Raw genomic sequence first — 20,567 nt, forward strand, 5'->3', positions numbered from 1 at the left:
ATTTTTAATTATTTTTTTACTGCTTCTACCAATTCTAAAACATCCAAACTTACTTTTGAAGTAAAGACTCCATAATTAACGGTTGCTTTGTTTTTTTCAATAGAATCAATACTTCCCACCGCTTTTCCGTCAAACATTCGTACACGATCACCCACTTTCAAAATAGGTTTTGGTTTCTCTACAACTACTTTTAATTTCTTTTCTTTTTTAGCAGCTCTAATTTCTTCGACTTGAACGGTAACTTCTTCAATAATTTCTTTTTTCTTTTGAACCAATTCTTTGGTTTCTTTAGCAGTTGCTTTTTTTCGTTTTGAATTTTCAATTTCAATAATTTTCAGAAATTCCCCAATTAGGTCTTTTTTGTTTTTATTATTAAAATATTTTTCAGCAATATCTTCTATTTTTTGGCCAATGTAAATTGTCTTTTGATTGCTGTCATACAATTCTTGATAGCTTTCTAACTTTTGTTTAATTTTCACATTGATATTTTCCATTTTTTTACCTTCTTCACGCGCTTTTGTTTCTTCTTCTTTAAGCGTTTGAGAGGTTTTTTCGAGTTTGGAACGCTCTTTTTGAAGCGTCGCAATTGTTTTATCAAAACGCACTTTTCCAACTTCAATTTTCTTTTTGGCCCGATTAATTAAGCTAAAAGGAATTCCGTTTTTTTGTGCTACTTCAAATGTAAATGAACTTCCTGCTTGCCCTAAAGCTAATTTATACATGGGTTCTAATGATTTTTCATCAAAAAGCATATTGGCATTTGTTGCAAAAGGCAATTCGTTAGCTAGAATTTTTAGGTTTGAATAATGCGTAGTAATTATCCCGAAAGCTTCTCTATGATAAAATTCCTCTAAGAAAATTTCGGCTAGAGCACCTCCTAATTCTGGATCAGATCCGGTACCAAATTCATCTATCAAGAACATCGTTTTTCTATTGCACTTTTTCAAAAAGTAGTTCATGTTCTTTAATCGGTAACTATAGGTACTTAAATGATTTTCAATAGATTGATTATCTCCAATATCTGTCAATATTCTATCAAATAAAAATGTTTCACTACGCTCATGAACAGGAATTAACATTCCAGATTGTAGCATTAGCTGTAGCAACCCAACGGTTTTCAACGAAATAGTTTTTCCTCCTGCATTAGGCCCTGAAATGACTATAATTCGATTTTCCTGACCTAGCTCAATAGTTTGCGGATGCGTAATTTCGTTTTTTTGTTTGTTGTTCAAATACAAAATAGGATGGAAGGCATCTCTAAAATAAAGGCGGCGCTCTTCTGTAATAGTAGGAAGGATTCCGTTGATTTTATTTGCATATTTTGCTTTGGCAGCAATCACATCAATATCGCTTAAAAAATCTTGATATTCAATCAATAGCGGCAAAAAAGGACGTATTTGATTGGATAATTGTTTTAAAATACGAGTAATTTCTTCTTTCTCTTCATATTCTAAATTGCTTAATTCTCTAGAATATTTAAGTGTTGTTTCGGGTTCGATGTAAGCAATACTTCCCGTTTTTGAACTCCCTAAAATAGAACCTTTAACCTTACGTCTGTACATAGCAAGAACGGCAAGAACCCTTCTGTTTTGCACAAAACTTTCTTTGATGTCGTCTAGGTATCCCAATGAATTGTATTGGGTTAAAGCTACACCAAAACTCTGATTTACCTTGCCACGAACCGCATTCATATTGCGTCTGATATTTAATAAATCAGGTGACGCATTGTCCTTAATTTCGCCATATTTATCAACAACTTCATCTACCATTGAAATGATATCTTTTGTCATTTCGACTTGTAAAGCTCTTGAATTTAAATTGGGGTAATAGTCATCAAATTTTTTGAAGAAATTCAAAAGAAAATTTACCGTTGCAGATATTGTTGCTATTTTTCTAAAACTTCCTACTTCAAGAAAACTGTCCTCTATAGCTAGAAATTTAATTTCATGAGTGATGGCATCAAAACCATGGTTAGGAATTGCATTGTTGTTTTGAAACGACGATAGGTACTCTGATGTCTGCATTAATGCTTTCATCAAGGTTTCTTTATCTTTGAAAGGGGTAATTTCTAATGCTTTTTGTTTTCCAATATCAGTATTGCAAATAGCCGAAATAGTTTCGAGTACAGTTGGAAATTGTAAATCTTGTAAGGTCTTTTCGGTAATAGATATCATTTTATGGACTAAGTTGTAAATTTTCAAAGTTACAAAGTTTCAAAGTGAAATACAGTACTTTTTTTATTGACTTTGCGAAAAACTTCGCTTACTTTGTTGCAAAATACATGCTATGCAAATCAATCTCAATTCAGAATGGCAAACTCTTTTATCAGATGAAATTCAGAAACCTTATTTTCAGGATTTAATGAATTTTGTTGATGATGAGTATAAAAATCACACCTGCTATCCTCCAAAAGATTTGATTTTTTCTGCATTTAATTATTGTGATTTTAAGGATGTAAAAGTAGTTATTATAGGTCAAGATCCATACCACGGCAAAGGGGAGGCTAATGGACTGTGTTTTTCAGTAAATGACGGAATTCGAATTCCACCTTCATTGAGAAATATCTTTAGAGAAATGACTGATGATTTAGGCAAACTGTTTTTCCCTACCTCGGGCAACTTAGAGTTTTGGGCTAAACAAGGAGTGCTGCTTTTAAATGCCTCTTTGACGGTTAGAGAAGATATCCCAAATAGTCACAAACACTTGAAATGGAATGTTTTTACTGACGCTGTAATTCAGAAGATTTCAGACCAAAAAGAGCATGTTGTTTTCCTCCTTTGGGGAAGTTTTGCACACAAAAAAGGACTTAAAATTGACCGAAACAAACATTTGGTTTTGGAATCAGGACATCCTTCTCCCATGAGTGCCAACCAAGGAAAATGGTTCGGTAACAAACATTTTAGCAAAACAAATGAATATCTGAAAGCAAATAATCTTCCCGCAATAGAATGGGTTTAAAAATGTAATTTTAAAGAGATTATTTTTTGATAATATCTTGCAAAACCGCTCTATCGGAATAGTTTATAACCTTAAGAGTAATGGGTTGATTTTTTACAGTTTTTCCGTCAATAACGTATAGTTTTCCTTTTTCAACTTCAATATTGCTTTGGTCAAAATCAACATCTCCATATTGTAATGTGTTTTTAATATCCATTGTATCAATCCATTTTTCGGCTAATATCTGAGACGCTTTATCCGAATAATTAAATGGTTTGTTTCTTAAATCATTCAAAACTCTAGCATTTGGAAAATAATTGCAACGCGTGTCTTTTCCGCTAAATACCATAGCAACAAAAAACATTCCCATAATCAAACCGATAAAATAATATGCAAAACGATGTATAAACTTCATGAAGTATTTTTTTGCGCAAAGGTAAATGAAAGTTTACTTAAAAAACAATTAAATTAATATCACTATCTGGTAATTCAAACCATTCGCCAATTGCTTTGTTGGTTAGTATTCCATGATACATATAAACGCCATTTTTCAAGCCTTTATCACAACGAAGCGCGCTTTCAATTCCTCCATATTCCGCTATTTGCATTAAATAAGGTGTAATTATATTGCTGATAGATAAGGATGCCGTTTTAGAATAACGAGAAGGAATATTAGGAACACAATAATGCAATACATTGTTTTTTATGAACGTAGGTTTTTCATGAGAAGTAACTTCTGAAGTTTCAAAACATCCGCCTGTATCAATGCTTACATCAACAATTACAGCTCCTCTTTTCATGTGTTCTACCATCGTTTCAGTAACAACAACAGGACAGCGTTCTAATCCTCTCATTGCGCCAATGGCTACGTCACACCTTCTGAGTGCTTTTAATAAAGATTTTGGCTGTATAGTAGAAGTGAAAATGCGTTGATTTAGATTATTTTGTAAACGACGTAATTTGGTAATTGAATTGTCAAAAACTTTGACATTAGCTCCTAAGCCAATAGCTGTTTTAGCAGCAAATTCACCAACTGTTCCTGCACCAAGAATAACAACATCAGTAGGAGGAACGCCTGTAATATTTCCAAACAGCAATCCTTTTCCAAATTCGTTGGTAATCATCAATTCTGCTGCGATTAAAATTGAAGCGGTTCCTGCAATCTCACTCAATGATTTTACTGCGGGATAAGTTCCATCTTCATCTTTTATATATTCAAAAGCAAGTGCGGTAATTTTTTTCTTTGATAAAGCTTCAAAATAGGCTTTTTTTCTAGTTTTAATTTGAATCGCTGAGATCAAAATCGTTTTAGGATTCATCATTTCAATTTCAGCAACACTAGCCGGTTCCACTTTTAGGATCATTGGACAGCTAAATACTTTTTTGGTATCCTGCGTTACTTCGGCACCTGCGTCACTATACTCTTTGTCTGAATAACTAGAACTTTCACCAGCGCCAGACTCAATCATCACTCTATGTCCATGACAGGTCAAGGAGTTTACAGCATCGGGAGTAAGACAAATTCGGCGTTCTTGGTAACTGGTTTCTTTTGGGATACCAATAAAAAGCTCGCTTTTTCTTCTTGCTATTTCTAGTTTTTCCTCTTGAGGTAAAAGCTGTAATTTTGTGAATGGAGTTATAATTATTGACATTGGTAATGTTAAATTAGAGTGCAATTTACACAAAAGTTTTAAAAAATCAGCTCTTTTACGAATTGCATTTCTCAAAGAAATTTCTTAAAAACTATAAATCTAAAGACAGCTATTCCAACTTTTGATTTTAATCTAAGCGTAACAAACGTTTGTTTTCAGGAAGCAATTCAATTGTTATTACAGAATGTTCTTCAGGGATTAAGTTTGGTATTTTTTCAGCCCATTCAATAAAACACCAATTTCCAGAATATAAATAATCATCAGCGCCCATATCTAAAGCTTCCATTTCCTGTTTTAATCTATAAAAATCAAAATGATAAACTATCTGATTATCTTTTGTTTGATACTCGTTAACTAAAGAAAAAGTTGGACTACTTGTAGTTTCTAGAACGCCTAGTTTTTTACACAATTGTTTTATCAAAGTAGTTTTTCCAACCCCCATTTCTCCATGAAAAAGAATCACTTTATTAGGGTTTTGTGCTATAATTTGCTCGGCAACTGTATTAATTTCTTCTAATGAAAAAGTAATTTCCATACTTTATTTTGTTTAAAGTTTAAAGTTTAAAGTTCTTGCAAACCAACTAAAAACGGGTCTTATAATTGTTTTATTTTGGATTAAAAACCAAAAACGGAATAATCATTTCTTCCAATGAAATTCCACCATGTTGATATGTGTTTTTGTAATAACTGACATAATGGTTGTAGTTATTTACATAGGCCAAAAACAAATCATTTTTTGCAAAAATATAAGAACTACTCATATTTATACTAGGTAATCCTATTTTTTTAGGTTCTTTGACTGCATAAACATCTTTATGCTCATAGGTCAAACTGCGTCCCGTTTTATAACGTAAATTCAGACTTGTGTTTTTATCTCCTACAACTTTTGATGGGTTTTTTACATTAATTGTCCCATGATCAGTGGTTAAAATCAATTTAAAACCTAATTTTTGAGCGTGTTGAATCATTTCTAAAAGTGGTGAATTTTTGAACCAACTGAGCGTTAAAGAACGGTATGCTTTGTCATCAGGAGCTAATTCTTTGACAACATCCATTTCTGTTTTAGCATGTGAAAGCATATCAACAAAATTGTAAACAACAGTAACCAAATCATTGTTTTTTAAAGCTTTAAAACTTTCAACTAATTTTTTTCCGCTTGCTAGATTGGTAATTTTAAAATAATCTTGCTTAATATCTAATCCTAATCTTTTTAATTGAGCCGTTAAAAATTCAGCTTCATATAGATTTTTTCCTCCTTCTTCGGGATCATTTTTCCAATATTGTGGAAACTGCTTTTCCATTTCAAGTGGTGTCAAACCCGAAAAAATAGCATTTCTAGCATATTGTGTTGCCGTAGGTAAAATAGCATAATACGGAACTTCTTTCTCAAGTTTGTAATAATTACTTACTACATTTTCAAAGGCTTTCCATTGGTCGTAACGCAAGTTATCAATAACAACAAAAAGTATTGGTTTGTCTTTTTTCTTAATTTCAGGAACCACTAATTCTTTAAATAAAGTGTGGGATTGTATCGGTTTATCCGCTTTAGGCTCGAACCAATCTTCATAATTCCGCTCAATAAATTTTCCAAATTGCGAATTAGCTTCAATTTTCTGAGATTCCAAAATTTCAATCATACTTTGATCATTGATATTTTCCAATTCAAGTTCCCAAAAAATTAATTTTTTATACAATTCAATCCAATCTTCATAGGAATTGACCATCGACATTTCCATAGTTATTTTCCGAAACTCTTTCTGATAATCTAAAGTTGTCTTTTGGGATATTAGTCGAGAATGATCTAAGTTTTTCTTCAAACTCAGCAAAATCTGGTTTGGATTGACTGGTTTTATCAAATAATCGGCAATTTTAGAACCAATTGCTTCTTCCATTATATACTCTTCCTCACTTTTGGTAATCATAATGATAGGAATAGCTGATTTCTTTTCCTTCATTTCTGACAACGTTTCAAGACCACTCATACCGGGCATATTTTCATCAAGAAAAACAATATCAAAATTATTTTCTTCAAAAACACCAATCGCATCAAGTCCGTTGTTACAGGTAGTCACCTCATAATTTTTCTTTTCCAGAAACAAAATATGTGGTTTCAAAAGATCAATTTCGTCATCAACCCAAAGTATTTTTATTGTATCCATAAGTATGTTAGTCCGCTTTCAAAAAAATTAAATCAATGTGCCAATTTACTGCTTTTTCAAACGGGGACTTGCTAAAATTATTATAATTTTTCTCGCAATAGTGATCTCTTTTGGATAATTATAATCTGGGCGTGCCCTTCGGTCGGGCTATACGCTATATCTTTTCGTTACCGCTAAATTTCTCCTCCATGAACATCCCATAAACGAAAAAGGATACCGCTCTTATCCCTCACGCAATCCGCAATTAAATAGCGCTTTTCGTATTAAGAAATCAAATGAATGATAAGGATTAAGCTTATTTTTAACACACAACTTTTGAAAGAAAAATATTTTGTATAAATTTGGTACCAAACCATCAATTCCTTTTTAGCTTCTTACGTATTACGACAATTTTGAAGAATAAAAACACCTATTAAAACTATGAACTACTCTCAAAAAACACAACTTTTAATTACATTAGGTATCGCTCTATTTCTTATGGCTCTTTTATCATTTGACTTAAGCGATCTTTCGTTAGAACACAATACAAAAGCGTATTTTAAAATCACCGTTTCAACAGCAATCTTAATTATTGCCATTTTAAGAATTCGAAAAATTAAAAAAGAAAAAATAAACGATTAAACACTAATCTGTGATTTTTTTTCATGTGGATGTAAAAGCAAGCAATTTTATTTTAATTTTATGCTTTTATCAAACCAAACCCTATTTTTTATGAAATCTAAAAAAATTACAACTTATTTTTTAACTATAGCTTTATTTTCAGCTACAGTTGCCATGGCACAACATGATTATGTAAACACTCCTCCAGCAGTTAATCCCATGCCGATGAAACCGGAAATGACTGAAATTTGGGAACCAGAAGTAAAAGTAATTACGCCTGCTAAGAAAATAGGCGATGCGCCATCAGATGCCATTATTTTATTTGACGGTAAAAATTTAGATCAATGGGTAGATCAAAAAGATACTAGTAAACCAGCAGGTTGGAAAATAGTTGATAAAGACTACATGGAAGTAGTCCCAGGTTCTGGAGCAATTCAAACTAAAATGGCATTTGGAGATTGTCAAATGCACATTGAGTGGAGCGCACCAGATGTAGTATTGGATGGTGGACAATGGAGAGGAAATAGCGGCGTGTTTTTTCAAAACAGGTACGAACTTCAAGTATTGGATTCCTATAACAACAGAACCTATAGTAATGGACAAGCAGGAAGTATTTATAAAGATCATCCGCCATTAGTTAATGCTATGAAAACACCATTAGAATGGAATACTTATGATGTAGTTTATACTGCGCCTCGTTTCAAAGAAAATGGATTAATCGATGCTCCAGCTACAATTACAGTTTTTCTTAACGGTGTTTTAGTTCAAAATAATGCAACTATTAATGGTTTAACATTATACATTGGTTTACACAATTATCCTTCACCTCATGGAGAAGATGTTATCGCATTACAAGATCATGGTTGTAAAAATCAATTTAGAAATATTTGGATTAGAAGACTTTAATCTTAATAAATTATTACCAAAAGGAGCGCTAAAACGCTCCTTTTTTTATGCCCAAAACGTATCGTTATTTATTTCGTTTACTATTGTTGGTTGCAATGAAAAACCATTTTAATAATACGATCAAATTTCCTTATATTTGTTGACCAAAACAACTTGTCATTGTGAGTCAAATCAACAAACTTAAAATATTTAATGATCCTATTTATGGATTTATTACGATTCCCAACGCTTTAATTTATGATTTAATTCAGCATCCTTATTTTCAGCGCTTGCGACGAATATCACAAATGGGATTGTCATATTTAGTTTATCCAGGAGCTAATCACACTCGTTTTCATCACGCTTTAGGCTGTATGCATTTAATGCAAAAAGCGGTTGAAGTATTACGTTTCAAAGGAATTTCAATCTCTGCCGAAGAAGAAAATGCATTATATATCGCCATTTTATTGCACGATATTGGTCACGGTCCTTTTTCTCATGCAATGGAAAAAAGTATTGTTGAAGATGTACATCATGAAGAAATTTCATTGTTATTTATGAACCAATTAAATGTTGAATTTAAAGGGCAATTAAGTCTTGCAATTCAGGTTTTTAGAGGGGAATATAATAGAAAGTTTATGTTGCAATTGATTTCAAGTCAATTAGATATGGATAGAATGGATTATTTAAAACGAGATAGTTTTTACTCCGGTGTAGCAGAAGGAAATGTAAATTCTGAACGTTTAATTCAAATGATGAATGTGGCAGATGACCACTTAGTGATTGAAGAAAAAGGGGTTTATTCCGTAGAGAAGTTTCTAATGTCCAGACGTTTGATGTATTGGCAAGCGTATTTACACAAGACAAGTTTAGTTGCAGAATTGATTTTGACGAAAGTCTTAAAACGTGCCAAAGAGTTAACGCTAAAAGGAGCACAATTACCGTGTAGTGAACCTTTAAAATTCTTTTTGAATCACAAAATTACTTTGGGTGATTTTGATGAGAAAACGTTAGATTTATTTTCACAATTAGATGATTTTGACATTATAAGTGCCTTGAAAGCATGGCAAAGTCAAGAGGATTTCATTTTGTCATCATTGAGTAAAATGATTGTAAATCGTGATTTGCCAAAAATAAAATTAACGAATGAAAAAGTTGAATTAGACGACTTAATTCCTCTAAAAGAACGCTTTGCTTCTGAAAACGGAATTACTTTAACTGAAACAAACTATTTTATTTTTAAAGGAAAAATTAAGAATCAAGCCTATAGTAAAGCTGCAGAGCCTATTCGGATTTTGAAAAAAGATAAAACAATTGAAGATGTTATTGAAGCTTCTGACCAATTGAATTTAAAATCATTATCAAAATTAGTTACTAAATATTATACCTGTTTCCCAAAACAACTCTTATAAAAATACCATATTAAAATCTATTTTTTATATTTTTGTCGGAATGAAATTTACAGCAGAACAAATAGCGGGAATTTTAGAAGGAGAAGTAGTTGGGAATCCCAATGCTGAAGTTTCTCAATTGTCTAAAATTGAAGAAGGTTATGAAGGATCGCTTACCTTTTTAGCAAATCCTAAATACCTGAATTATATCTATACCACAAAGGCATCTGTGACGATTGTTAATGACACCTTTGTTCCTGAACATGAATTAACTACTACATTGATAAAAGTTGAAGATGCTTATGCTTCTTTTTCAAAATTATTAGAATTTTACAATCAAGTTAAATTAAATAAAACCGGGATTGAACAGCCTTCGTTTATTTCTGAAAGTGTAAAATACGGCGAAAATTTATACTTAGGTAGTTTTAGTTATTTAGGACAAAATGTGATTTTAGGTAATAATGTCAAAATTTATCCTAATTGTTTCTTGGGCGATAATGTTGTTTTAGGAGATAATGTGACTATTTTTGCTGGTGCAAAAATCTATTCGGAAACAATTATAGGCAATGATTGTACTATTCATTCTGGAGCAATAATTGGTGCCGATGGTTTTGGTTTTGCACCAAATCCTGATGGAACCTATACTAAAATACCTCAAATTGGTAATGTAGTAATTGAAGACAATGTCGATATTGGTTCTTGTACAACTATTGATAGAGCTACAATGGGTTCTACAATAATCAGAAAAGGAGTGAAGCTTGACAATCAAATTCAGATTGCCCACAATGTTGAAATAGGAGAGAACACCGTTATTGCAGCACAAACAGGCGTGGCTGGTTCTACAAAAATAGGAAAAAACGGAATGATAGGTGGCCAGGTAGGAATTGCAGGGCATTTAACAATAGGAAATAATGTTCGAATTCAGGCCCAATCAGGCGTAGGAAGAAACATTAAAGATGATGAAATCTTACAAGGAAGTCCAACATTTGGATACAATGATTTTAGTAAATCATATGTTCATTTCAAGAATTTGCCTAAAATAGTTGCTGAAATAGAAGAATTAAAAAAAGAAATATTAAACCAAAAAAATGGAAACAATGGTTAAACAGAAAACCATCAAAACACAAATCTCGCTAACAGGAGTTGGATTACACACAGGAAAAGAAGTTACAATGACTTTTAAACCTGCTCCAGTCAATAATGGTTTTACATTTGTAAGATTAGATTTGGAAGGTCATCCTATAGTTGAGGCTGATGCAAATTATGTTGTGAATACACAAAGAGGAACTAATTTAGAGAAACTTGGTGTAAAAATTCAAACCCCAGAACATGTTTTAGCTGCATTAGTAGGTTGTGATTTAGATAATGTTATTATTGAATTAAATGCATCCGAACTTCCTATCATGGACGGTTCATCTAAATACTTTGTTGAAGCTGTTGAAAAAGCTGGAATCGAAGAACAAGAAGCAAAACGAAATGTTTATGTAGTTAAAGAAGTAATTTCTTTTACTGACGAGGCTACAGGAAGTGAAATTTTAGTAATGCCAAGCGATCATTATTGTATTACAACTATGGTTGATTTTGGAACTAAAATTTTAGGAACTCAAAATGCAACGATGAAAAGTCTTGATGACTTTAAAACAGAAATATCTGAGTCAAGAACATTTAGTTTTTTACATGAATTAGAATCATTATTAGAAAATGGTTTAATAAAAGGTGGCGATTTAAATAATGCTATCGTTTATGTAGATAAAGAAATTTCTGCATCTACAATGGAAAACCTAAAAAAGGTTTTTGGTAAAGACGAACTAACTGTAAAATCAAACGGAATATTAGATAATCTTACTTTACATTATCCAAACGAAGCTGCAAGACACAAATTACTTGATGTTGTTGGAGATTTATCTTTAATAGGAACACGAATTCAAGGTAAAATTATTGCTAATAAACCAGGACATTTTGTAAATACTCAATTTGCAAAAAAAATGGCTAAAATCATAAAAATTGAACAACGTAATTTTGTTCCTGTTTATGATTTGAATCAAGAACCATTGATGGACATTCATAAAATCATGTCGGTTCTGCCACACAGACCTCCATTTTTATTTATTGACAGAATTATAGAAATGTCTGATAGCCACATTGTAGGTTTGAAAAACGTTACTATGAACGAAGGTTTCTTTGTTGGACATTTTCCTGGAGCTCCAGTAATGCCTGGTGTAATCATTGTGGAAGCAATGGCACAAACAGGCGGGATATTAGTACTTAGTACCGTTCCAGATCCAGAAAATTATTTGACCTATTTCATGAAAATAGATAATGTTAAGTTCAAACACAAAGTGCTTCCTGGCGATACCTTAATTTTTAAATGTGATTTGATTACACCTATAAGAAGAGGGATTTGTCACATGCAAGCTAATGCTTACGCAAATGGAAAACTTGTGGCTGAAGCAGAATTAATGGCACAAATTGCTAAAAAACAGTAATTTTTTTGTTGATTTGGCTGATCGTTTATTCGGTTAATCCATTCAACAGTTAAACGATTAAATAAAGAATATGAATCAACCGTTAGCATATGTTCATCCAGGCGCAAAAATCGCCAAAAATGTAGTAATAGAGCCGTTTACAACCATTCACAATAATGTTGTTATTGGTGATGGAACTTGGATTGGTTCTAATGTTACCATAATGGAAGGCGCAAGAATTGGAAAAAATTGCAATATTTTTCCAGGAGCAGTAATTTCAGCAGTTCCACAAGATTTAAAATTTGGCGGAGAAGATTCACTGGCAATAATTGGTGATAATTGTACAATTAGAGAATGTGTAACCATTAATAGAGGTACAATTGCATCGGGTCAGACATTGATTGGAAACAATTGTCTAATCATGGCAGCTGCCCATATTGCTCATGATTGTCACATAGGAGATAATGCTATTATTGTCAATGGAGTACTTTTAGGAGGACATGTTACCATCGGGAATTATGCTATTATTGGTGGATTATCAGCAGTACATCAATTTATTAGTGTTGGTGATCACGCTATGATTTCAGGAGGTTCTTTGTTAAGAAAAGACGTTCCCCCTTATACTAAAGCGGCAAAAGAGCCTTTGTCTTTTGTTGGAATAAATTCTGTTGGACTTAGAAGAAGAGGATTCACTCCTGAAAAAATAAGAGAAATTCAAGATATTTATAGAATTTTATATCAAAAAAATTACAATACAACTCAAGCAATTGGGATCATCGAGGCGGAAATGGAAGCAACTCCAGAACGTGATGAAATATTAGATTTTATCAGAAACTCTTCAAGAGGAATCATGAAAGGATATTCTGGAAATTCTTAAATAAAAGTTCAATCGTTTATTTGTTTAACCGAAAACAAATAAGTGATTTTGAAACCAAACAAATTAATAAATAAACGAATCAACAAATAAACTTAAAATGGCATCTACTTCAGATATTAAAAACGGATTGTGTATTAAATACAACAACGACATTTATAAAATCATTGAATTCCTTCACGTAAAACCAGGTAAAGGTCCTGCTTTTGTTAGAACAAAACTTAAAAGTTTAACGAACGGAAAAGTATTGGACAATACATTTTCTGCTGGACATAAAATTGAAGAAGTACGTGTAGAAAACCACAAATTCCAATTTTTATATCCTGAAGGTGATTTATTTCATTTTATGAATGTAGAATCTTTTGAACAAATATCATTAAACAAAAATGTTTTAGATTCACCAGAATTATTGAAAGAAGGTGAAAACGTAATGATTAGTATCAATACTGAAACTGATTTACCTCTTTCAGTTGATATGCCAGCTTCAGTAGTACTTGAAGTTACTTATGCTGAACCAGGAGTTAAAGGAAATACAGCAACAAATGCTACAAAATCAGCTACAGTTGAAACAGGAGCTACAGTAAATGTTCCTTTGTTTATCAATGAAGGGGACAAAATTAAAATAGATACTACAACAGGTTCTTATATGGAACGAGTTAAGGAATAGATTTAGTTACGGTTGATGGTTGATTGTTTCAAAACCATCAACCACCAACTAACAACTAAAACCAATAAATGAAATTTTCAAAAACACAAACCCTAAAAGAAATTGCTACTATTATCAACTGCGAATATGTTGGTAATGAAAATTTCCCTGTATCAGGCATGAATGAGATTCATGTTGTTGAATCAGGTGATATTGTTTTTGTAGATCATCCTAAATACTATGAAAAGGCATTAAATTCGGCTGCAACTATCGTTTTAATTAATAAAAAAGTAGATTGCCCTGAAGGAAAAGCGTTATTGATTTCTGACGATCCTTTTAGAGATTTCAATACTTTAACAAAACACTTTAGACCTTTTCAGTTTTCTAATGTTTCAATAGCTTCTTCAGCTAAAATAGGAGAAAACACCATAATTCAACCCAATACTTTTATAGGAAACCACGTTAGTATTGGAAAAAATTGTCTAATTCATTCTAATGTCTCAATTTACGATCACACCATAATTGGAGATAATGTTATTATTCATGCTGGAACTGTTCTTGGTGCGGATGCTTTTTATTATAAAAAACGCGCAGAAGGATTTGATCAATTAATTTCGGGAGGAAGAGTTATTATCGAAGATAATGTGGGTATTGGAGCACTTTGCACAATAGACAAAGGCGTTTCTGGAGATACTACAATTGGTGAAGGAACAAAAATTGACAATCAAGTTCATGTTGGACATGATACCGTAATAGGCAAAAAATGTTTAATAGCTTCTCAAACAGGAATTGCAGGTTGTGTAATTATTGAAGACGAAGTTACATTATGGGGACAAGTAGGCACAACAAGCGGAATAACAATTGGTGCGAAAGCTGTAATACTTGGACAAACAGGAGTTACTAAATCCGTTGAAGGTGGTAAATCTTATTTTGGAACCCCAATTGAAGAATCAAGAGAAAAATTGAAGCAACTAGCGAATATTAAAAAAATTCCTGAAATTCTAAATAAACTGAAATAGTATGTCTCCTAAAGAAATTGTTCAAAAATTTTATAAATCAGATGCACTAATTGATAGTGAAGTCATGAAAGACTTTATACATCCTGAAATTGTTTTGGATTGGAATAGTAGTAAAGGTTTTATCCAAATGAATTATGATTCCATAATAAATTTAGCTGCTGAATTGAACAAAGCTTATGTAAGATCCAAAGTACGAATTAGTCATATTGTTGCTGAAAACGATTTAATTTCTGTTCGATATTCTCATTTTGTCAAGACAATTGAAAACCCAAGAGAAGAAATGCTTTTGGCACATTTTATAGCAATTTGGCAAATAAAAGACAATAAATTATATAGAGGCTATCAAATGAGCCAAATATCTTAAATTTAGCAATAAAAAACTGAATTTTGAATACCAATTACTGCTTACAATTTTATACTTTTGTGACACGATTTTAAAAACTACATAAAAAATATATCATGAGTGTTTTAGTTAATAAAGATTCCAAAATAATTGTTCAAGGATTTACAGGAAGCGAAGGTACATTCCATGCTTCACAAATGATTGAATACGGTACAAATGTTGTAGGTGGTGTTACACCAGGAAAAGGTGGAACTACACATTTAGACAGACCCGTTTTTAATACTGTAAAAGATGCAGTTGATCAAGCAGGTGCTGATACAACTATTATTTTTGTACCACCAGCTTTTGCAGCCGATGCAATTATGGAAGCTGCTGATGCTGGAATCAAAGTGATTATAGCAATTACGGAAGGTATTCCTGTAGCTGATATGATTAAAGCAAACGGTTATGTAAAAGAAAGAAACGCTAGATTAATTGGTCCTAACTGTCCAGGTGTAATCACTCCAGGTGAAGCTAAAGTGGGTATCATGCCAGGTTTCGTTTTCAAAAAAGGTACCGTAGGTATTGTTTCTAAATCTGGAACTTTAACGTATGAAGCAGCTGATCAAGTTGTAAAACAAGGATTAGGAATCACAACGGCTATCGGTATTGGTGGAGATCCAATCATTGGAACAACTACTAAAGAAGCTGTTGAATTATTGATGAACGATCCAGAAACAGAATGTATCGTAATGATTGGTGAAATTGGTGGGCAATTAGAAGCTGATGCTGCTAAATGGATTAAAGCTGATGGTAACCGTAAACCAGTTGTTGGTTTTATTGCAGGAGTAACTGCTCCAGCAGGAAGAACAATGGGACATGCTGGTGCAATTGTTGGTGGTTCTGACGATACAGCAGAAGCTAAAAAACAAATCATGAGAGAGAATGGAATTCACGTAGTTGATTCTCCTGCTGAAATTGGTAAAAAAGTAAAAGAAGTTTTAGGTTAATCCTAAACAGAATCTAAGATATAAAATACCTCACGGTTTTCGTGGGGTATTTTTTTAATAAATACAATAGAAAAGAAAATGTACAAAGAGTTAAAAAAGTTCAAAGTAAATAATAGTTTTACTTTTGGTCAAGAAGATAGTTTAGAAGAAGTATGTAATGCATCTGAAACTGGAAGTGGTGTTTTTCTGGTTTATGCTTTAAATGGAGATGATAAAGAATTGATCATGGTTGGTTCTACTGGGACTGTTCAAAATGACGGAACACTAAAAAGCAAAAATGGTGGATTGTATGACAAAATCGTAAACGGTCATCAATTTGCTAAAACAGGAAGAAAATATTCTTGGCCAGCACAAATGAAGTTGGAAAATATCGAAAGACTTGAAGTCCTTTGGTATGAAACGTATAATGAAAAAACAAAAGGAATTCCAACATTTGTAGAAGGGCAAGTTTTGCAAAATTTCTTAGATGAAAATGCAAAATTACCGAGATGGAATGTTGCTTTTTAATTTTATCTAAAAACGAATGGAAAGCTTTACTACGGTAAAGCTTTTTTAATTTAATTTACGTTTTAATTTTTACAAGAATATTAATTAAGCACTATAAAAATGGTTTAATTGAATAGGGATTATTTCAAAAAACCACAATTATTGTTATATTTGACAGGAATAAAATAGTCCTGATAGCAATGGAAATCCTTTGTAAGTTTTGTTTTTTTAAAACTTACAAAGATTGAAATGAATAGCAGGGAATAACTTCAAATAAAAATAAATCTAATTTTAGAATATGAAATTACTAGAAGGAAAAGTAGCCATTATTACTGGCGCAAGTCGTGGAATTGGAAAAGGAGTTGCTGAAGTTTTTGCAAAACATGGAGCAAATGTAGCATTTACCTACAGTTCATCTGTTGAATCTGCTTTAGCTTTAGAAAATGAGTTGAATGCTCTTGGAATTAAAGCTAAAGGATACCAATCTAATGCAGCTGATTTTGATGAGGCTCAAGCATTTGTAGATGCTGTTTTGAATGATTTTGGAACTGTTGATATTGTAATCAATAATGCTGGAATTACAAAGGACAACCTGTTAATGCGTATGTCTGAAGCTGATTTTGATCAAGTAATTGATGTGAATTTGAAATCTGTTTTCAACATGACTAAAGCAATTCAAAAAACATTCTTGAAACAACGTTCGGGTTCAATTATTAATATGAGTAGTGTTGTTGGTGTAAAAGGAAATGCAGGCCAAACTAATTATGCGGCTTCTAAAGCTGGAGTTATTGGTTTTTCAAAATCAGTTGCTCTTGAATTAGGTTCACGTAATATTCGTTGTAATGTTATTGCTCCAGGATTTATCGAAACTGAAATGACTGCTAAACTAAATGAAGACGTAGTTAAAGGATGGAGAGATGGAATTCCTTTGAAACGTGGCGGTACAACTGAAGATGTTGCAAATGCATGTCTTTTCTTTGCTTCTGATATGAGCGCATTCGTTACAGGACAAGTTCTGAATGTATGCGGAGGAATGCTTACATAAAAATAATTATAAATTATAAATAATGAATTTTAAATGGTGGCAGAATTCAAAATTTAAATTCATTATTTTAAATAAAAAAGAATGACAACAGCAACCGTTCTATTAATACTACTTTCTATAGTAATTACTGGCGGTTTGTCGTTTTTTCAATATCTTTATAAAGCCAATAACAAATCAAATCTGTATTTGTTATTGGCTTTATTACGTTTTTTAATAATTTTTGGAGTTTTTATTCTGTTGATAAATCCAATTATTAGCAGAAAAAATTTAGAAATTTCAAAACCTCCTTTACCTGTTGTAGTTGATAATTCTAGTTCTATTGTGGCATTAAATGTTAAAAATAAAACCCTTGAATTGTATAAAAAGATTATTTCAAACAAGGCGATACAAGATAAATACGAAGTACAATCATTTCAGTTTGATAGTGAATTTCAAGCTTCGGAAAAATTCAACTTTAAAGGAAAGCAAACCAATCTAGATGCTATTGCCAAAGATTTAAAAAACATTTATAAAAACACATCATACCCAACTGTTCTGATTACCGATGGCAATCAAACTACTGGAAATGACTATTTATACAGTTTTGATTCAACTAATAAAGTTTATCCTTTAATTGTAGGCGACACCACACGATTTATGGATTTAAAAATAAATCAGTTGAACGTGAACAAAAATGTTTTTTATAAAAATAAATTTCCTGTAGAAACTTTTATTCAATATTCAGGAGACAAGACAATAACGGCTACTTTCAGTATATCACAAGGAAATAAATTAATCAGCAAACAAAACATTACGTTTTCGCCAATAAAAAAATCTGCGGTTGTGACTTTATTTTTGCCTGCAGATAAAATAGGATTGCAACTATTTAAAGCCAATGTAACCTCAAAGGAGAAAGAGAAAAACAACTATAATAACACCAAGAATTTTGCTGTTGAAATTATAGATCAAAAAACAAATATTGCTATTGTTTCTGCATTAAATCATCCTGATATTGGTGCTTTGAAACGATCAATTGAATCTAATCTTCAACGAAAGGTAACTGTAATTAAACCAAAAGAAATCAATACTTTACAAAATTACAATATTCTTATTTTGTATCAACCTGACTCTTCATTTAAATCTGTTTTTGAAAACGCAAAATCAACTGATGTAAATAAGTTTATCATTACAGGAACAAATACTGATTTCTCTTTTTTGAACCAATATCAAAATGTCTTTAACTTTAAAATGAGTAGCCAAAAAGAAGATTATTTGGCTAAATTTAATTCGAAATTTAATCTCTTTGCAACTGATAATATTGGCTTTGAGAATTTTCCGCCTTTGCAAAATACTTTTGGCACAATTAATACTACTGGGAATATTCATGTATTGCTTTCTTCAAAAATAAGAGCTTTAGAAACAAATGCACCACTATTAGCTTTTGCAGAAAATCAAGGAAAACGTTCTGCTTTTCTATTAGGAGAAAATATTTGGAAATGGCGCTTACAGAGTTATATTGACAAGCAATCATTTGAAAAATTTGATCTTTTAATGGATAAGATTATTCAATTTTTAGCTTCTAATTCTATTAGAAAATCATTAGTGGTTGAGCATGAAAATTTTTATAATTCTGGAGAAGCCATTGAAATTTCAGCTCAATACTTCAATAAAAACTATGAGTTTGACGAAAAAGCACGATTAGCTATTAAAGTAACGAATACCGAAACAAAGCAAATTAAAAACTACGATCTATTAAAAGGGACAAATTCGTATAAAGTTAATCTTGATGGACTTCCTGCGGGAAATTATTCTTTTTCGGTAAATGAATTAAATTCTAAAACGTCCTATTCAAGTCATTTCAAAATACTAGATTTTGATATCGAAAAGCAATTTGTGAATCCAGATGTTGAAAGGTTGGAGCAATTAGCAAAGCAAACAAGTGGAACAAGTTATTTCCCAAATCAAATTGATCAACTAATTCAATCACTTATAGAGAATCAAGATTATAAAGACATACAAAAAGAAATTATTACAAAATCCCCTTTAATTGATTGGAAATGGCTTTTAGGATTAATTCTGAGTTTACTATCAATAGAATGGTTTCTTAGAAAATACAACGGATTGTTATAAATTTAAATGTTGTTAAAATAATATTACTATGGATTTTAGACTTAAAGTATTTTATACTGTTGCCAATAGATTAAGTTTTACCAAAGCTGCAACAGAATTATTTATTACACAACCTGCCATTTCAAAACACATCCAAGAACTAGAGGAACAATATAAAATCAAGCTTTTTGAAAGAAATGGTTCTAAAATTTCTTTAACAATTGCCGGTGAAGCTTTGCTAAAACACACCAAAAGCATTTTTGAAATTTATAGAGAAATTGATTTTGAAATGGGAGCTCTAATAAATGAACAGCACGGAATGTTGCGATTAGGAGCCAGCACAACTATTTCACAATACATAATTCCGCCAATATTAGCTCGTTTTCATCAAAAAGCGTTAGATATTAAAGTCAATTTGTTAAATGGAAATACCGAACAAATTGAAAATGCCTTACTCAAAAAAGAAATTGAAATTGGAATAGTGGAAGGGCAATCTAAAAACACATCGATTAAATATACTCCGTTTTTAAAAGATGAATTAGTGTTAGTTTGTAATACAAAAAATTGCCTAGCTAACAAAAATAAAATTAATGCTGAGGATCTTAAAGCCATGTCTTTTGTAATGAGAGAACAAGGTTCAGGAACACTTGAAGTTATTGAATATGCTTTAAAACCTTTTAATATTAATCTTTCACAATTAAATATTGAAATGCAATTAGGCAGTACTGAAAGTATAAAATCCTACCTAATGAACTCAAATTGTGTTGCCTTTATTTCTGTTCATGCCATTGAAAAAGAGCTTAAAAACAATGAACTAACAATATTAGATGTTGAAAATTTAGTAATTGAACGTTTTTTCTATATAATCACTTTACATGGTAAAGTTAATGCGCTCTCTGAATTATTCATCAAAAACATTTCAGGAAATCATAATTTAAAGTTATAGTAGATTATATTATACAATTGGTTAATCTTAATTAATCAATAG

20 protein-coding genes are annotated in these 20,567 nt (G+C 31.6%); 15 read left to right on the top strand and 5 right to left on the bottom strand.

Features of this window, described 5'->3' with window-relative positions:
* Window positions 1-8: 8 nt before the first annotated feature.
* A complete protein-coding gene (locus C8C88_RS12175) occupies window positions 9-2,174 on the bottom strand; it encodes a DNA mismatch repair protein MutS (RefSeq protein WP_121338383.1) in 2,166 nt (721 codons plus the stop codon).
* 112 nt (window positions 2,175-2,286) lie between these two features.
* On the opposite strand from C8C88_RS12175, the gene ung reads away from it, so the two are divergent.
* Complete coding sequence (gene ung, locus C8C88_RS12180; protein WP_121338384.1) at window positions 2,287-2,958, top strand: uracil-DNA glycosylase; 672 nt, start codon at window positions 2,287-2,289, stop codon at window positions 2,956-2,958.
* Between the two features lie 19 nt (window positions 2,959-2,977).
* Here the strand turns inward: ung and C8C88_RS12185 are convergent, their stop codons facing one another.
* The 4 genes from C8C88_RS12185 to C8C88_RS12200 all read right to left on the bottom strand — a co-directional run bounded on the left by C8C88_RS12185 (window position 2,978) and on the right by C8C88_RS12200 (window position 6,748).
* On the bottom strand, window positions 2,978-3,352 hold the full coding sequence (locus C8C88_RS12185; RefSeq protein ID WP_121338385.1) for a DUF4258 domain-containing protein: 375 nt from the start codon (window positions 3,350-3,352) through the stop codon (window positions 2,978-2,980).
* A 37-nt stretch (window positions 3,353-3,389) separates the two neighbouring features.
* Complete coding sequence (locus C8C88_RS12190) at window positions 3,390-4,589, bottom strand: alanine dehydrogenase (RefSeq protein WP_199711410.1); 1,200 nt, start codon at window positions 4,587-4,589, stop codon at window positions 3,390-3,392.
* Between the two features lie 127 nt (window positions 4,590-4,716).
* Window positions 4,717-5,124: a tRNA (adenosine(37)-N6)-threonylcarbamoyltransferase complex ATPase subunit type 1 TsaE gene (gene tsaE / locus C8C88_RS12195; protein WP_121338386.1), complete on the bottom strand. Its 408-nt coding sequence runs from the start codon at window positions 5,122-5,124 to the stop codon at window positions 4,717-4,719.
* 70 nt (window positions 5,125-5,194) lie between these two features.
* A complete protein-coding gene (locus tag C8C88_RS12200) occupies window positions 5,195-6,748 on the bottom strand; it encodes a bifunctional response regulator/alkaline phosphatase family protein (RefSeq protein WP_121338387.1) in 1,554 nt (517 codons plus the stop codon).
* A gap of 420 nt (window positions 6,749-7,168) precedes the next feature.
* Here C8C88_RS12200 and C8C88_RS12205 point away from each other — a divergent pair, with 420 nt between their 5' ends.
* The 14 genes from C8C88_RS12205 (at window position 7,169) to C8C88_RS12270 (ending at window position 20,525) form a co-directional block, all read left to right on the top strand.
* Complete coding sequence (locus C8C88_RS12205; RefSeq protein ID WP_121338388.1) at window positions 7,169-7,369, top strand: hypothetical protein; 201 nt, start codon at window positions 7,169-7,171, stop codon at window positions 7,367-7,369.
* 90 nt (window positions 7,370-7,459) lie between these two features.
* Window positions 7,460-8,254, top strand: a complete 795-nt coding sequence (locus C8C88_RS12210; RefSeq protein WP_121338389.1) for a DUF1080 domain-containing protein — start codon at window positions 7,460-7,462, stop codon at window positions 8,252-8,254.
* A gap of 161 nt (window positions 8,255-8,415) precedes the next feature.
* A complete protein-coding gene (locus C8C88_RS12215) occupies window positions 8,416-9,645 on the top strand; it encodes an HD domain-containing protein (RefSeq protein WP_121338390.1) in 1,230 nt (409 codons plus the stop codon).
* Window positions 9,646-9,685: 40 nt separating this feature from the next.
* Complete coding sequence (lpxD, locus tag C8C88_RS12220; RefSeq protein ID WP_121338391.1) at window positions 9,686-10,729, top strand: UDP-3-O-(3-hydroxymyristoyl)glucosamine N-acyltransferase; 1,044 nt, start codon at window positions 9,686-9,688, stop codon at window positions 10,727-10,729.
* Window positions 10,722-12,110 (top strand): bifunctional UDP-3-O-[3-hydroxymyristoyl] N-acetylglucosamine deacetylase/3-hydroxyacyl-ACP dehydratase, encoded by a 1,389-nt coding sequence (locus C8C88_RS12225; RefSeq protein WP_121338665.1) that lies wholly within the window; start codon window positions 10,722-10,724, stop codon window positions 12,108-12,110. Before lpxD ends, C8C88_RS12225 begins: the two co-directional genes overlap by 8 nt.
* 70 nt (window positions 12,111-12,180) lie before the next feature.
* Window positions 12,181-12,966, top strand: coding sequence for an acyl-ACP--UDP-N-acetylglucosamine O-acyltransferase (gene lpxA, locus C8C88_RS12230; RefSeq protein ID WP_121338392.1), 786 nt, complete (start codon window positions 12,181-12,183; stop codon window positions 12,964-12,966).
* Between the two features lie 97 nt (window positions 12,967-13,063).
* On the top strand, window positions 13,064-13,630 hold the full coding sequence (gene efp / locus C8C88_RS12235) for an elongation factor P (RefSeq protein WP_121338393.1): 567 nt from the start codon (window positions 13,064-13,066) through the stop codon (window positions 13,628-13,630).
* A 68-nt stretch (window positions 13,631-13,698) separates the two neighbouring features.
* A complete protein-coding gene (locus C8C88_RS12240) occupies window positions 13,699-14,628 on the top strand; it encodes a UDP-3-O-(3-hydroxymyristoyl)glucosamine N-acyltransferase (RefSeq protein ID WP_121338394.1) in 930 nt (309 codons plus the stop codon).
* Window position 14,629: 1 nt separating this feature from the next.
* Window positions 14,630-14,992 (top strand): nuclear transport factor 2 family protein, encoded by a 363-nt coding sequence (locus C8C88_RS12245; protein ID WP_121338395.1) that lies wholly within the window; start codon window positions 14,630-14,632, stop codon window positions 14,990-14,992.
* Window positions 14,993-15,087: 95 nt separating this feature from the next.
* Window positions 15,088-15,960 carry a succinate--CoA ligase subunit alpha gene (gene sucD, locus C8C88_RS12250; protein WP_121338396.1) on the top strand — a complete coding sequence of 291 codons (873 nt, stop codon included), beginning with the start codon at window positions 15,088-15,090 and terminating at the stop codon, window positions 15,958-15,960.
* A 78-nt stretch (window positions 15,961-16,038) separates the two neighbouring features.
* Window positions 16,039-16,467, top strand: coding sequence for a hypothetical protein (locus C8C88_RS12255; RefSeq protein WP_121338397.1), 429 nt, complete (start codon window positions 16,039-16,041; stop codon window positions 16,465-16,467).
* Window positions 16,468-16,744: 277 nt separating this feature from the next.
* Complete coding sequence (fabG, locus tag C8C88_RS12260; RefSeq protein ID WP_121338398.1) at window positions 16,745-17,491, top strand: 3-oxoacyl-[acyl-carrier-protein] reductase; 747 nt, start codon at window positions 16,745-16,747, stop codon at window positions 17,489-17,491.
* Window positions 17,492-17,572: 81 nt separating this feature from the next.
* Window positions 17,573-19,600, top strand: coding sequence for a hypothetical protein (locus C8C88_RS12265; protein ID WP_121338399.1), 2,028 nt, complete (start codon window positions 17,573-17,575; stop codon window positions 19,598-19,600).
* A 28-nt stretch (window positions 19,601-19,628) separates the two neighbouring features.
* A complete protein-coding gene (locus C8C88_RS12270) occupies window positions 19,629-20,525 on the top strand; it encodes a LysR family transcriptional regulator (RefSeq protein ID WP_121338400.1) in 897 nt (298 codons plus the stop codon).
* The last annotated feature ends 42 nt before the right edge of the window (window positions 20,526-20,567 follow it).

The organism is Flavobacterium sp. 123 (assembly GCF_003634825.1).
In the GTDB taxonomy this organism is placed as follows: Bacteria; Bacteroidota; Bacteroidia; order Flavobacteriales; family Flavobacteriaceae; genus Flavobacterium.

Bases quoted from the DNA above. Each gene is read 5' to 3' on its own strand.
- fabG (WP_121338398.1), top strand. From the start codon at position 16,745: ATGAAATTACTAGAAGGAAAAGTAGCCATTATTACTGGCGCAAGTCGT.
- ung (WP_121338384.1), top strand. From the start codon at position 2,287: ATGCAAATCAATCTCAATTCAGAATGGCAAACTCTTTTATCAGATGAA.
- C8C88_RS12225 (WP_121338665.1), top strand. From the start codon at position 10,722: ATGGTTAAACAGAAAACCATCAAAACACAAATCTCGCTAACAGGAGTT.
- lpxD (WP_121338391.1), top strand. From the start codon at position 9,686: ATGAAATTTACAGCAGAACAAATAGCGGGAATTTTAGAAGGAGAAGTA.
- C8C88_RS12270 (WP_121338400.1), top strand. From the start codon at position 19,629: ATGGATTTTAGACTTAAAGTATTTTATACTGTTGCCAATAGATTAAGT.
- C8C88_RS12190 (WP_199711410.1), bottom strand. From the start codon at position 4,589: ATGTCAATAATTATAACTCCATTCACAAAATTACAGCTTTTACCTCAA.
- C8C88_RS12210 (WP_121338389.1), top strand. From the start codon at position 7,460: ATGAAATCTAAAAAAATTACAACTTATTTTTTAACTATAGCTTTATTT.
- C8C88_RS12175 (WP_121338383.1), bottom strand. From the start codon at position 2,174: ATGATATCTATTACCGAAAAGACCTTACAAGATTTACAATTTCCAACT.
- C8C88_RS12205 (WP_121338388.1), top strand. From the start codon at position 7,169: ATGAACTACTCTCAAAAAACACAACTTTTAATTACATTAGGTATCGCT.
- C8C88_RS12200 (WP_121338387.1), bottom strand. From the start codon at position 6,748: ATGGATACAATAAAAATACTTTGGGTTGATGACGAAATTGATCTTTTG.
- tsaE (WP_121338386.1), bottom strand. From the start codon at position 5,124: ATGGAAATTACTTTTTCATTAGAAGAAATTAATACAGTTGCCGAGCAA.
- efp (WP_121338393.1), top strand. From the start codon at position 13,064: ATGGCATCTACTTCAGATATTAAAAACGGATTGTGTATTAAATACAAC.
- sucD (WP_121338396.1), top strand. From the start codon at position 15,088: ATGAGTGTTTTAGTTAATAAAGATTCCAAAATAATTGTTCAAGGATTT.
- C8C88_RS12245 (WP_121338395.1), top strand. From the start codon at position 14,630: ATGTCTCCTAAAGAAATTGTTCAAAAATTTTATAAATCAGATGCACTA.
- C8C88_RS12240 (WP_121338394.1), top strand. From the start codon at position 13,699: ATGAAATTTTCAAAAACACAAACCCTAAAAGAAATTGCTACTATTATC.
- C8C88_RS12265 (WP_121338399.1), top strand. From the start codon at position 17,573: ATGACAACAGCAACCGTTCTATTAATACTACTTTCTATAGTAATTACT.
- C8C88_RS12255 (WP_121338397.1), top strand. From the start codon at position 16,039: ATGTACAAAGAGTTAAAAAAGTTCAAAGTAAATAATAGTTTTACTTTT.
- lpxA (WP_121338392.1), top strand. From the start codon at position 12,181: ATGAATCAACCGTTAGCATATGTTCATCCAGGCGCAAAAATCGCCAAA.
- C8C88_RS12185 (WP_121338385.1), bottom strand. From the start codon at position 3,352: ATGAAGTTTATACATCGTTTTGCATATTATTTTATCGGTTTGATTATG.